Source organism: Alicyclobacillus mali NBRC 102425, from assembly GCF_001570745.1.
Classification (GTDB): Bacteria; Bacillota; Bacilli; order Alicyclobacillales; family Alicyclobacillaceae; genus Alicyclobacillus; species Alicyclobacillus mali.
The window spans coordinates 1-12,921 of sequence record NZ_BCSG01000011.1 but is presented as its reverse complement, the minus strand read 5'-3'; the positions used below and the strand labels follow the sequence as shown (position 1 = coordinate 12,921).

Genomic DNA, 12,921 nt, shown 5'->3' with positions numbered 1-12,921 from the left:
GTCGATTGACCCGACATGAAGCGAGAGAGTGCGCGCTCCAAGCTCTGTGCGTGCTCGACGTTCAACCCGATCTCGGCTCTGCCGAGGCGATTGCGTCGGTCCTGGCCGAGCGCGGCCTGGACGCCGCGGGAGACGGGGCCTACTTGGAGACCCTCGTGGATGGCACCCGCCGCAATCTGGGCGAGATTGACGAATTGCTCGCCCGTCACATGGAGCGGTGGTCGCCCGAGCGCATCGGGCGCGTGGAGCGAAACGTGCTGCGTCTCGCCACTTACGAGCTGCTCTACGAACCGGAACTCCCCATCGCCAGCGCAATTGACGAGGCTGTTCAAATTGCCAAGACGTTTGCTACCGAACAATCGGGCCGATTTGTGAATGGCGTGCTGGCGAAGCTATTGCCTGCTGTGACACAGCAGCGCGCCGAAGTCATTCTCGAAGCCAAGCGCGAGGCGCCGAGAGATGAGGCCGGTGGCTGGCGGGAGGGCGTGGAAGATGGCGCGTGAAACCCCTCTCGTCCTGGGTATAGATACCAGCAACTATACGACTTCCGTCTGCGCGGTGGACGCGGGGGATGGGCGCCTGGTGGGCGAGGCGCGCAGACCGCTTCGCGTGCCGAGCGGAGAACGCGGCCTGCGCCAGAGCGAGGCCGCGTTTCAACATGTGCAGAACTTTCCCGCGGTGATGGCGCAGCTCGCGGACAGGTTGGTTGCGCAAGGTGTGCGCCCCGCATGGCGGCGCGTCGCCGTGTCTGTGCGGCCAAGGCCGTGGGCATCTTCTTACATGCCCGTCTTTCAAAGCGGGCTCGCTGTTGCGGCGTCGCTCGCGCAGAGCCTGGGCATCCCGCTCACCCGCACGTCGCATCAGGAAGGCCATCTCGCAGCGGCGGAGTATTTCGTGCCCATGCCCGCTTTGCCGTTTGTCGCCGTTCATATGTCCGGCGGCACGTGCGACGTCGTGATGGCCCGCCGAACGGTGTTCGGGTACTCCATTGCGCGCCTCGGCGAGTCGCTGGACCTTCACCCGGGGCAGTTTGTCGATCGCGTCGGCGTCGCGCTCGGACTCCCATTCCCAGCAGGGCCGCATCTTGAGCAGCTCGCTTCACATTGTGGAACATCCGTCGGAGAATTGGTGCTGAAGGCGCCTGTTCGCGGCGCCAGCATGAGCTTTTCAGGCCCGCTCACCGCCGCACTGCGCGCTGTGGAGGCGGGCGCGCCAGCCCACGAAGTGGCGCGGGCGGTGGAGGCGTGTGTCGCGCGCTCGGTCGCGAAGGCCGTGGAGTACGCCGTGCGGCGCGAGCAGGCGGTACGGCACGTCCTCATTGCGGGTGGTGTTGCTTCAAATCAGTTCATTCAATCTTCCGTTCGCGCTCGCCTTGAGCGCCGTGTGCCGGGCATCGCGGTGGCCTTTGCGCCCGCGGAGTTTGCGAGGGATAACGCCCTCGGCGTGGCGACCATCGGCTATTGGCGAGAATGCGCCCGCTGATGCAACTGCAAAATGTCGAACAGAAAATTGTCGACAAAGCACATGGGCATTGATAGTCTTTTCGGACCTATCTTGCTATAATGGGGCCCGTAGTGTCGTAAATGAAGGAGGTTCTGCGTTGTCGGAGAACGTGCAGGTCCAAGAGAATGTCACAGATATGCTGATCATCGGGGGCGGCCCGACCGGTCTTTTCGCGGCGTTCTATGCGGGGATGCGCAACTGCTCATGTAAAATAATTGATAGTCTTCCTCAATTGGGAGGACAACTTTCCATGCTCTACCCCGAAAAGTATATTTACGACGTCGCTGGATTTCCGAAAATTCGCGCGCGAGAGCTCGTGGATCAGCTCGTGGAACAGGCGATGGCGTTCAAGCCAGGTGTCCATTTGAACGAGTCCGTGCAGCGGTTGGTCAAGCGCGAGGATGGCCTGTTTGAACTTCATACCAATCAGTCGGTGCACGTGGGTAAGGCGGTCATCATCTGCGCTGGTATCGGTGCCTTCACGCCGAGACCGCTTCCGGCAGAATCCGCCAAGCACTTCGAGGACCGGGGTGTGGCTTATTATATCGACAAGATCGATCACTACCGCGGTAAGCGCGTGTTGGTCGTCGGCGGCGGTGATACGGCGGTTGACTACGCACTGATGCTCGAGGAGGTCGCGGAGTCGGTCACGCTCATCCACCGCCGCGACGGCTTCCGGGCGCACGAGGACAGTGTGCGCAAGCTGTTCGAGTCTCGCGTGCACGTGAAGACCTTCTACGAATTGGTCGATGTGCAGGGTGGAAACTGGGTCGAAAAGGCCGTGATCGTCAACAACCAGACGAAGCAGCAGGAAGAGCTCGAGGTCGACGCAATTGTGAGCGGTCTCGGATTTCACGCTTCGCTTGGACCCATCAAGGAATGGGGACTTGAGATTGAGAAGAACGATATTGTGGTAAATTCGAAGATGGAGACGAACATTCCCGGGGTGTACGCGGCTGGGGATATCGTCACGTATCCGGGCAAACTGAAGCTCATCGCGACGGGCTTCGGTGAAGCGCCCACGGCGGTCAACAACGCGAAGACCTACATCGACCCGAAGGCGAAACTGTTCCCGGGTCACAGCACGAGCATGACGAACCTCGGGCATTGAGGATGGCGGACAGGCTGTTCGGCTCCGTGGAGCGGACAGCCTGTCGCTTTCTGCCTTCCAGTTGGAGGCGTGGAGTGAAGATGGCGCAGCAGTTGGACGGAAGGCGAGCTGCGAAGCGCGTGCAAGAATCCTTGCGGCGTCGCGTTGAAGCGCTCGCCTTGCGAGGTGTCGTGCCCAAACTAGTGATGTTGGTTTCCGAGGCGGACGAGGTGTCGCTCGGGCACGTGCGGCGAAAGGCTCGTTTTGCGGAAGGGGCGGGGCTTGCTGCCGAGATCCGCACCTTTCACCCAAGTGATGGGGTGAAATCCCTCGAATTGGCGATTGGGCGTCTGAACGAACAGGACGACGTGGATGCGATTCTGGTTCAACTTCCACTTCCGGCGGGCTGGGACGACGTCGAAATGATGCGGTACATCCGTCCGGATAAGGATGTAGACGGGCTTCACCCAGACAACCTGGGCTTGGTGGCGTACGGGCGTCCTCGCATTTGGCCGTGTACGGCGCGAGGCGTGGGTGAGCTTTTGGACCAATACGACGTTCCGGTCCGCGGCAAGGTGGTATGTGTCGTCGGAAGAAGCGCCTTGGTGGGCTGGCCCATCGCGCAGTACTTCATGGCGCGTGGTGCGACCGTGATACAATGTCATCGACAGACGTCGTCCATCGGAGGTTGGACTCGGCAGGCAGACATCGTGGTGAGCGCGGCGGGCGTACCGGGACTGGTTCGGCCAGAGGAGGTCCGCCATGGTGCGGTCGTGATCGACGTGGGGCTGACCTACACGCCGGACGGCCCTCGAGGAGATGTCGATCCCGGCGTTGTGCAGCGAGCCGCGTGGTTCACGCCGGTTCCGGGAGGCGTGGGTCCCATGACGGTCGCGATGGTGGCCCAAAATGCTGTCGATCTGTGCGCCATTCGGCGAGGGGGCGAACGAGGATGAACGCGCTGACGCGCGCGGCGGCCGAGGCGGAGGCCGTGCTGACCGTCACCGAACTCAATCGGCGCATCAAGGAGCGTTTGGAGTCGGATCCGCGGCTGATTCAGTGCCGTGTCGTCGGCGAGATTTCAAACTTCAAACACCATCCGAGCGGCCACATGTACTTCACACTGAAGGACGAAGCCAGCCGAGTCCGCGCGGTCATGTTCAGCAGTCGAAATCGGCGGCTGCAGTTTCAGCCAGAGGACGGCATGCGGGTGATTGCCTTCGGGTCAGTCGGCGTGTTCGAGCGAGACGGTCAATATCAGTTGTATGTCGAGGATCTCGAGCCTGACGGACTGGGAGCCCTGTATATCCGTTACGAGCAGCTGCGCAACAAACTCGCCGAGGAAGGGCTGTTTGCTCCGGAGCGGAAGCGGCCGCTCCCCCGCTTTCCGTTGCGCGTGGGTGTCGTCACGAGTCCGACGGGGGCGGTCATTCGGGACATTTGCACGACCATCGAACGACGGTATCCGCTGGCGCGGGTCATCCTGGCGCCGGCGCAGGTGCAGGGGCCAGACGCGGCGCCGACGATTGTGCGCGCGCTCGAGGTATTGTACGCGCTCGAACCGAAGGTGGACGTCATCATCGTCGGCAGAGGCGGAGGCTCGCTTGAGGAGCTTTGGCCCTTCAACGAGGAGATGGTGGTGCGGGCCGTGGCGAGATCGCCCGTGCCTGTCGTGTCGGCCGTCGGTCACGAGACCGACGTGACCCTGTGCGATTTCGCGGCGGATGTGCGCGCCGCGACGCCAACCGCCGCGGCCGAGATGGTCTGTCCCCACCAGGCAGAGCTGCGCGCCTACTTGGAACAGGCGTCGGCTCGCGCGCGGAAGGCTGTGTTGGTCAAGGTGGCGTGGGGGCGCGAGCGGCTGCGGGATTTGGCGGGCAGGCCTGTGTTGCGCGAACCAGCGAGGATGGTCGCGATGAGACGGCAGCTGGTCGACTACCTGGAGACGCGGGTGCGCGAGGCTCAGCGCCGCCCTGTCGGCTTGCGCCGTCGTGCCCTGGCGGATCTCGAGCGAAGGCTTCAGCGTGTGGAACTCAGCGGGACGATTCAAGGGCGCAGACGAGATCTGATGCGCCTCGAACACCAGCTGCGGTCGCTCACGGAGCGCCAGTTGCTCGTGCAGGGTCGCAAACTGGAAGGCGTGATCGGCAAGCTTGAGGCGCTCAATCCGTTGGCGGTCTTGCGGCGCGGATACGGGGTGATTCTTGACGCGGATGGAAATTCCGTCATCACCTCGGCGCAGTCGCTCGTCCCGGGCAGGCGCATCGGGATCCGCATGCACGACGGCACCGTGGAAGCGGAGGTGAAAGGGCGTGGAGGAGACGCAGGCAGCCGGGCGGAACAGCTCCGATTGGACCTTTGAACAAGCCATGCGGCGGCTCGAGGAAATCGTGCGCCAGCTCGAGGCGGGAGATCTGCCGCTGGACGCGTCCATCCGGGCGTACGAGGAGTCCATGCGGCTCGTGAAGTTTTGCCGGGAGCAACTCGACAAGGCAGAGTTTCAACTGGAAAAGCTCGGTCAGGAACTGGCGGACGAATCGGTTTCGCCGTGATCGGCCTTGTCCAATTCGGGGGTGGATGCGTTGCAGACGTACCTCGAGGCGTGCAAGGAGGAGGTCAACGCCTATCTCTCGCGCCTGTTCGAACCGACGGGCCTTCACGCTCGGCTGAAGGAAGCGATGACTTACAGCCTGATGGCGGATGGAAAACGGCTCCGACCGGCCCTTGTCATCGCGACGGCCGAGACCTTCGGTGTGGCACGGCGTCTCGTGCTACCTGCCGCTGCGGCGGTCGAACTTATCCATTGCTATTCCCTGATTCACGACGACCTTCCATGCATGGACGACGACGATCTGCGGCGCGGGCAGCCCACAAATCACGTGGTGTTTGGCGAAGCCATGGCCTTGTTGGCTGGAGACGCGTTGTTAACGGAAGCGTTCCACCTGCTGGCTCGCCCGCTCGCGGGCGTCCCTGCCGAGCGACAGTTGGCGATGATCCGCGCTTTGGCGTCGCGCGCCGGCGTGGATGGCATGGTCGGTGGGCAGGCCGTCGATATTGAACGGACGGGCGGCCAGGGCACTCTTCAAGATGTCGAATTCATTCACCTCCACAAAACGGCTCGATTGATTCAGGCGTGTGTGGAGATTGGAGGGTATTTCGCCGATCTCGACGACGAGGTGCGCGACGCGCTTTCGCGCTACGGCGAGTGTCTGGGACTTGCGTTTCAGATGATCGATGACGTGCTGGACGTGACGGCCTCCACGGAGCAACTCGGCAAAACGGCCGGGAAGGACGTCGAAGAGGGAAAGCTGACCTATCCGAGATTCGTCGGTGTGGAGAGGACACGTCAGATGGCGCGCGAGGTCATCCGCCACGGCGAGCAAGCGCTGGCGGACGTGGGTGTGAAGTCGGAACCACTCGCAGCGCTTCAGTCGCTGATCGTGGACCGGGATCGTTGAATGACTCGCGCCGATGGCCGCGGCTCCAGCGTCTCCCTCTGCGGGCGGCGCGGTTTCTGTGGTATAATGTCAGCTGACGAGGTCTGACGAAAGGTTCCTGCGGGTGGCGCAGTATTCTAGTCAACCGTCCGCGCCTGAAGACGGGGCTAAAAATCCGTCGAAGGGCACATCGATGAAGTTCCTGGTGTGGGCTTGGGGTGCCCAGCCCTGGGCTCATGCTGGGAGTTAAGAAGGTTGGGCAGCCCGCAATGGCATGCGGGACGTGTCCCAGCCTTCGCGGAGGCCCAAGTTCGTAGCTGGAACCATGGTTTTTTGCTATGGCTTGGGGTATGAACCTGCATGCGGAGGCAATCTGTGTGCAGCGTAGCCTGCCTTGAGTGGTACTGAAGGATCCCAGGAATTCAGGTGGTCGGCCGCGGCCACGGCGCGACCACCGGTGCTGGGTGAAATCCGTGCTGCAAAAGAGGCTAGGGCGCGGGAGCGGTTGCCGCGGAAAACGCCTAGACTGTTCGCCACGAGGCGAGGCTCCCTGAGGATTATAGTGTGGACTAAGTGGTAATCCAGTCTGGCTGTCGGCGACGCGGCCGAGGCGCTCTGAAAGGGAAACCGCCGGGATGGCGACGTCTCGGTGAGTGCTTGGGAAAACCTACTGGACCTAAGCCACAGCGTTTACTCAGGGAGTTGCCACCCACGCATCGATACATACATGCATGAAGGGCGCTGCCGCGCCTGCGGCGCGCCGAGGGAGCGCGCGTGAGAAAGACGACTTCGAAAACCGCAAATTACGCGTTTGCGTTGACGATTGCCGCACTGACCTTGCCCATCAGTGCGGTTTTCGATACCTCGACCATTTTTTTGAACGCGGCGCGCTGGTACGTGGGCGCGTCGATTGTGGTCGTGATCGTCCTGGTGGGCGCGTTGTTCGATATGCTCGGCATGGCGGCCGCGGCTGCGCGCGAGACGCCGTTTCACGCCATGGCCGCAGAGCGCGTGTTTGGCGCTCGCCGCGCGATTGTCATCGTGCGCAACGCCGAAAAGGTGTCGAGCGTATGCAGCGACGTAATCGGCGACATCGCAGGTGTTCTGAGCGGCGCAGGTGCGCTTGCTGTGAGTGCTCAAGTGATTCAGGCGATTGAGGCCCATGGATGGGCTCCTGAGGCCCTTCGCATTGGCATCACAGCGGTCATCACCTCGCTCACGGTCGGAGGCAAAGCCATTGGAAAGACCGTCGCCATTCACTCACCCACGCCCATCATCCTGTTTGCGGCGCGGGTGTGGGAGTCGTTCTCCGTCCTCGTAGGTCGGCGAGACCGATCGCGGAAGCGCAGGATGCGGCGGGCGGATCGGGGGCGGGACGCATGAACAAGATGAGGCTTGATCTCCTGCTTGTGGAGAAGGGTTTGTACGCGAGCCGTGAGGCGGCGAGGCGTGCCATCATGGCCGGGCTTGTGCGTGTAGACGGATTGCGCGCGGAGAAGCCGGGCGCCAGAATTGCGGAGGATGCGCAAATCCATGTCGATCGGCCGAGCCAGGAATATGCGTCGCGCGGCGGGCTGAAATTAGAACGGGCACTCGACACCTTTGGAATTTCGGTCGCAGACCGTGTCGCGATTGACGTCGGCGCATCGACGGGTGGCTTTACCGACTGCCTGCTGCAGCGCGGCGCTCGCTTGGTGTATGCGGTCGACGTGGGCTATGGTCAACTCGCCTGGCGGCTGCGGCAGGATACGAGGGTACGCGTGATGGAACGTACCAACTTTCGGCATGTGGACGCGGCGTTGTTCGATCCGCGCCCGGATCTCGCTGTCATGGACGTATCCTTCATCTCCATCCGCCTGCTGTTCCCCAAGTTGTCCGAAGTGTGCATTCCCCACGCGGATATCGTGTCGCTGATCAAGCCGCAGTTCGAAGCCGGGCGGGACAAGGTGGGCAAGGGCGGCATTGTGCGCCATCCAGAGGTTCATCGGGCCGTGCTCCTGGACATCCTGAAGAGTATCGAGTCGATGGGGTGGTGCTGCCGCGGGCTCACGTATTCGCCCATCACGGGAGGCGACGGCAACGTCGAATTCCTCGGATGGTTTCGGATGCACCCAGATCCAGACGAGACGCTTCGATGGATGAATGAGTGCGATCGCGTCGTTCAGTCCGCGTGGGCCTCGCTGAAGAGCGGCACGCACCCGAATGGGGGCGCGGGATGATCTCGGGATTTGCGCTGGTGTGCGCCTTGGTGGCGCTGGTCGTCTTTCTGCAATGGCTCGTCGGATTCATTTGGCGCCGGGACGAGCAGATTCCGGTCGACGGGCTCAAGTCCATGGGGCGGAGATGGCTCGAGGCAAACGGATACGAACTCCTCAAGCGCAGTGAAGGGGTCACCCATGTGACTCGCATGTCATCCGGTCAGTGGTCAGGCTTGCTACGTCCCGATTTTATTGCGCGCAAAGAAGGGCGCGAGTATGCTGTTTTTGTTCGGACGGAACCGGTGTCGGAGCAAGAGTTACATGAGCGGTATGCGTTTGTCGCGCTGTTGCATGGAGCGAATGGGGTCATCGTGGTCGATGTGATGCAGGAATCGGTTCAGACCGCGGTGTACGAGTGGAAGCGCCCGCGGCACGTTCGCCTGCGAGAAGCCGCGCGGCGCCTCATGTGGGCCCTCGGGGGCGCGCTCGCGGCGCTCGTCGCTTGGAAGCACGGCTGAGGATGGGGGAGGACGTTGCGCCAGATAGGGTTGTTGTACAATGTGCATAAGCAGGAAGCGTGCTCGGTGCGTAGCGACATTTGCCGCCAAATGGAGAATACGGGGATTCGCGTGCTCGACGTGCCGATTGATCACGATACGGCGATTGTCGAGTCGCATCCGGAACTGAAATCGTGTGAACTCGTCATCGTCCTTGGCGGAGATGGCACGCTGCTCGGGGTGGCCCGCCAGCTGTCTCCGTTTCACGTCCCGATGTTTGGTGTGAACATCGGCCACCTAGGCTTCTTGACGGAGTCGGAACCTTCGCAACTGGAGCTTGCGTTGGAGCGGATTGTAGCGGGCGAATACAACTTGGAGACTCGCCTGATGCTTGAGGCGTTTGTGTACCGCGAGCTTCTCGAAATCGCGCACTACACGGCGCTCAACGACGTCGGCGTGGGCAAAGGTTCATTTGCGCGCATGGTAACGCTCGACGTACACGTGGATGATGTCTACGTGGACACCTACACCGGCGATGGCGTGATCGTCGCGACGCCCACGGGTTCCACTGCGTACTCGCTGTCGTGCGGCGGTCCTATCGTGAGTCCGCACCTGCAGGTGATGGTTTTGACGCCCGTGTGCCCACACACCCTGTTTTCAAGGCCGTGCGTGATCGACGCATCGTCGTGGGTCAGGCTGTCCGTGCACGCGCGGCACGGCGATGTGGAGATTGCGGTAGACGGACAGGAGGGCATGCAACTCTTCGCCGGGGACGAGGTGCTGATTCGGAGGGCTCCCTTCCAGGCGACGTTGGTTCGCCTGCCGGACCGCGAGTTTTTTGGCGTGCTGCGAAGCAAACTCCACGGAGATCCATCCTCCATCTGAGGGGGCGTGGCGACATGCTGCAGGAATTGTACGTCCGCCACTTCGTCCTGATCGACGAGCTGCGGCTGCAACTGGATGGAGGTCTGCACGTGTTGACGGGTGAGACGGGCGCCGGGAAATCGCTCGTCTTGGACGCAACGCGCGCCATCCTTGGCGGGCGGGTCTCGGGCAACGCGGCATCCGACGGCTCGCCGGCGGTGGTGGAAGCGGTGTTCGACATCGAGACCAACGAGGCGGCCGATCGTCTCCTCGCCTCCTGGGGCATTGACCACAGCGGCGAGATCGTCGTCTCGCGCACGTTCCATTCGAACGGGCGAGCGCAAAATCGCGTGAACGGCCGGTCCGTGACGGTCCAGATGCTCCGCGAGCTAGGGGATACGCTGGTTGAGTTGCAAGATCAACACGAGTCGGTGGCGCTCATGACCGCGCCGTATCAGCGCCGGTTGCTCGATCTGTACGGACAGCACGAAGAACTCGCGACCTCGTGTGCAGATGCGTATCGGGCATGGCAGGAGGCCCTGCGCTTGTTGCGCGAGGCTCAGGTATCGGAGCGCGAACGCGCGCAGCAGATCGATCTGTATGCGCTTCAGGTGCGCGAACTGGAGGAGGCTGGGCTGCGGCCCGGAGAAGAGGAGGAGCTGCGGGCGGAGCGGGATCGGCTCAAGCGCGAGCGGCAAATCGCAGAGTCCCTGGCCCAAATGGCCGCCCTCCTCGACGACGGGAGGAGCGGCGCCATCGCGAGGCTGCATGAGGCGGAGCGGATGGCAGGGGCGCTTTCGGCGTCGAGTGACCGAGCGGATGAAATCGCAACATTGCTCGAGACGGCCCGCGTTCATGCAGAAGAAGCGTCGTTCATGCTTCACCGTTTTCTGTCTCGCCTTTCGCACGATCCGGCCCGCCTGGACGAGATCGAGGAGCGCCTGGCGATGATCCGCAGTCTTTCGCGCAAATACGGATCAACCACCGAAGAGATGCTCGCCCACCTGGAACGCGCGCGAGCGCAACTGGAGGCGTGGTCGAAACACGAAGATCGCCTCATGCAACTTCAGGCTGAGGTGGAGGGCCGCGAAGCCGCGTACCGAGCGATTGCAGACCGCCTTCACGAGGCGAGGGTTCGGGCGGCGAAATCGCTCGGCGAGGCAATATCCAGTTCGCTCGCTCGGCTTTCCATGGCTCATGCGGAATGCGAGATCGAAGTGCGCCCGCGCGTGGACGCGCCGACCGAACATGGCTGGGACGAGATCCGCTTTCTCTTTCGAGCAAATCCGGGACAACCTTTGATGCCCTTACAGAAAGTTGCATCCGGTGGCGAGCTTTCGCGCATGCTACTTGCAGTCAAGGTCGTGATCGCCAACCTCGAACGCACGGAAACGCTGATCTTCGACGAGATTGACCAGGGTGTGAGCGGCGAAGCGGCTCTGCGCGTGGCGGAGATGCTGCGCGAACTGGGGCAGGACAAGCAGGTCATCTGCGTCACACACGCGCCGCAGGTGGCCGCTGCGGGGCATGTTCACTATCTCGTCGCGAAGGAATCGGAGGCCGATCGCGCAATTTCCCGTGTTGCGCGCTTGGATGACGATGGCCGCATTCAAGAGATCGCGCGACTTTTGGGTTCGGATTTGTCGGACGAGACCGCCCGTGTGCATGCCCGCGCCCTGTTGGAAAGCTTCCGAAGACAGTCCACCTGACGGCGGTTCGGGGAGCTTTTTGCGGTCATACGACCACCCGCCGGGGGCACCTTAGATGCACGCACGAGGTGTTACTCACGGGAAGGGGGATGCACCATGGCGGGTTGGCTTCGCGCGCTCAAAGTCGCCGTGCTCGTGGCTGCCACAGCGCTTCTCTGGACTCCGCCGGTTCGCCACTTGGTGGAACTACCCACATCGGTCGAGATTTCCACGGACGACGAGATTGCCCTCCCATCGTTTCATCCCTTCTCCATACGCACATGTGTCCGGCCGGTCGATCTGCCGGAAGCCGTCACGGTGACGGCGGATGCGGGAGATTTTGACGTGACGGATCGCGTCTTCGGCTTCATTCCGTGGCGCACAAGGGTTCACGTGCAGCCCAGTGAACGAGTGATCGTGGGGGGACAGGCCGTGGGCATTCGCCTGATGTCCGACGGTCCGATGGTGATTGGCTACCGACGCGCGGCCCAAGGCATCAGTCTTGCCGAGGCTCATCACATCGAGCTTGGCGACGTGATTCTCTCGGTCGATGGCGTCCCGGTGCACACCGCCAAGGATTTGCAGGCCGCGCTGCGCGGAAAGCGAGCCCCATTTCGCTTGCTTGTGGCGCGTGGCGATAAGCTGCGCGAGGTCGAAATTCGCGATGTGCACGGTGCGCCAGAGCTCGGTGTCTACGTGCGCGACAAGGCGGTCGGCGTGGGAACACTCACGTTTTACGATCCGGCGACCGGCCGATTCGGGGCCCTGGGGCATCTCGTGACGGATGCGGACACGGGTCAGCCCATTCAAGGGCGCGGTTCGCTCTATGAAGCGGCCATCACCGGCATTCAGGCGGGGAAGGCTGGGTTGCCGGGCGAAAAGAAGGGGGTGTTTACCGGCGCAAGTAAAGGGGTGGGCGAGATCGACGAAAACACGCCGTACGGCGTGTTCGGGCGGATGGATGCCTCTTTTGCGACGCGCACCTCGCCCTTGGCTGGGCCGATTCCCGTGGCGCTGCCGGGACAGGTACACACCGGTCCTGCCGTGATGTACACGGTGCTCGGCGGGCAGAAAATCCAAGCGTTTCAGGTGGTCATCGAGCATACGGCTCGGCAGATGACCCCTTCCACCAAAAGCATGATTATCCGCGTCGTCGATCCGAAGCTGCTCGCAGCAGCGGGCGGCATTGTCCAGGGCATGAGCGGGAGTCCCATTGTTCAAGACGGAAGACTCGTGGGCGCCGTCACGCACGTGTTCGTGTCCGATCCCGTCCGCGGCTATGGGGTGTACGCGTATTGGATGCTGCACCCGAACAAACACGAGCTCACCTTCGCCCCGACGCAATCCGAGCAGGCACAGGCGGCTTGATGGACAAGGGCCTCGCGAACGCGCGGCCCTTGTCGACTTTTGTCGAAAAAGGTGACATAAAGGCGAAATTTTTTACATAGTTTTGACAGGAGTCTTGGGCTTGGCGTCGAATTGGTATGTCCGGAGGATTGCAGAGGGGGTATGGTTGTGTCGATACGCATGAAGGTTCTCTTGGCCGATGATCACCATGAATTCGCGGAAATCTTGAGCGAATTCATTTCCGGACAACCGGATATGGAGGTCTGCGGAATTGCGCACAACGGCACGGAAGTGCTG

Annotated in this window: 13 protein-coding genes; all 13 read left to right on the top strand. The window is 62.2% G+C overall.

Annotation, left to right across the window (positions count from 1 at the left end; all coding sequences use genetic code 11):
• Positions 1-5 precede the first annotated feature (5 nt).
• The 13 genes from nusB (at position 6) to spoIVB (ending at position 12,645) form a co-directional block, all read left to right on the top strand.
• Positions 6-503: a transcription antitermination factor NusB gene (gene nusB, locus AMA01_RS04775; RefSeq protein WP_067848159.1), complete on the top strand. Its 498-nt coding sequence runs from the start codon at positions 6-8 to the stop codon at positions 501-503.
• On the top strand, positions 493-1,482 hold the full coding sequence (locus AMA01_RS04770) for a Kae1-like domain-containing protein (RefSeq protein WP_067848156.1): 990 nt from the start codon (positions 493-495) through the stop codon (positions 1,480-1,482). Before nusB ends, AMA01_RS04770 begins: the two co-directional genes overlap by 11 nt.
• A gap of 118 nt (positions 1,483-1,600) precedes the next feature.
• Positions 1,601-2,614: an NAD(P)/FAD-dependent oxidoreductase gene (locus AMA01_RS04765; RefSeq protein ID WP_067848153.1), complete on the top strand. Its 1,014-nt coding sequence runs from the start codon at positions 1,601-1,603 to the stop codon at positions 2,612-2,614.
• Between the two features lie 80 nt (positions 2,615-2,694).
• Entirely contained in the window at positions 2,695-3,549 is an 855-nt protein-coding gene (locus AMA01_RS04760) for a bifunctional 5,10-methylenetetrahydrofolate dehydrogenase/5,10-methenyltetrahydrofolate cyclohydrolase (RefSeq protein WP_067848385.1), read from the top strand.
• Positions 3,546-4,955, top strand: a complete 1,410-nt coding sequence (gene xseA, locus AMA01_RS04755; protein ID WP_067848150.1) for an exodeoxyribonuclease VII large subunit — start codon at positions 3,546-3,548, stop codon at positions 4,953-4,955. The genes AMA01_RS04760 and xseA overlap by 4 nt, the downstream gene beginning before the upstream one ends.
• Positions 4,906-5,145 carry an exodeoxyribonuclease VII small subunit gene (xseB, locus tag AMA01_RS04750; RefSeq protein WP_067848147.1) on the top strand — a complete coding sequence of 80 codons (240 nt, stop codon included), beginning with the start codon at positions 4,906-4,908 and terminating at the stop codon, positions 5,143-5,145. The genes xseA and xseB overlap by 50 nt, the downstream gene beginning before the upstream one ends.
• 21 nt (positions 5,146-5,166) lie before the next feature.
• Positions 5,167-6,051, top strand: coding sequence for a polyprenyl synthetase family protein (locus AMA01_RS04745; protein WP_231862826.1), 885 nt, complete (start codon positions 5,167-5,169; stop codon positions 6,049-6,051).
• 753 nt (positions 6,052-6,804) lie between these two features.
• Entirely contained in the window at positions 6,805-7,413 is a 609-nt protein-coding gene (locus AMA01_RS04740; protein WP_067848141.1) for a hypothetical protein, read from the top strand.
• Complete coding sequence (locus AMA01_RS04735) at positions 7,410-8,249, top strand: TlyA family RNA methyltransferase (RefSeq protein WP_067848139.1); 840 nt, start codon at positions 7,410-7,412, stop codon at positions 8,247-8,249. Before AMA01_RS04740 ends, AMA01_RS04735 begins: the two co-directional genes overlap by 4 nt.
• Positions 8,246-8,746, top strand: a complete 501-nt coding sequence (locus AMA01_RS04730; protein WP_067848135.1) for a hypothetical protein — start codon at positions 8,246-8,248, stop codon at positions 8,744-8,746. The genes AMA01_RS04735 and AMA01_RS04730 overlap by 4 nt, the downstream gene beginning before the upstream one ends.
• A gap of 66 nt (positions 8,747-8,812) precedes the next feature.
• On the top strand, positions 8,813-9,610 hold the full coding sequence (locus tag AMA01_RS04725; RefSeq protein WP_231862824.1) for an NAD(+)/NADH kinase: 798 nt from the start codon (positions 8,813-8,815) through the stop codon (positions 9,608-9,610).
• Positions 9,611-9,624: 14 nt separating this feature from the next.
• The gene (recN, locus tag AMA01_RS04720; RefSeq protein ID WP_067848129.1) at positions 9,625-11,298 is read left to right on the top strand and encodes a DNA repair protein RecN; all 1,674 of its coding nucleotides are present in this window, start codon (positions 9,625-9,627) and stop codon (positions 11,296-11,298) included.
• Positions 11,299-11,394: 96 nt separating this feature from the next.
• Positions 11,395-12,645, top strand: coding sequence for a SpoIVB peptidase (spoIVB, locus tag AMA01_RS04715; protein ID WP_067848126.1), 1,251 nt, complete (start codon positions 11,395-11,397; stop codon positions 12,643-12,645).
• Positions 12,646-12,921 lie beyond the last annotated feature (276 nt).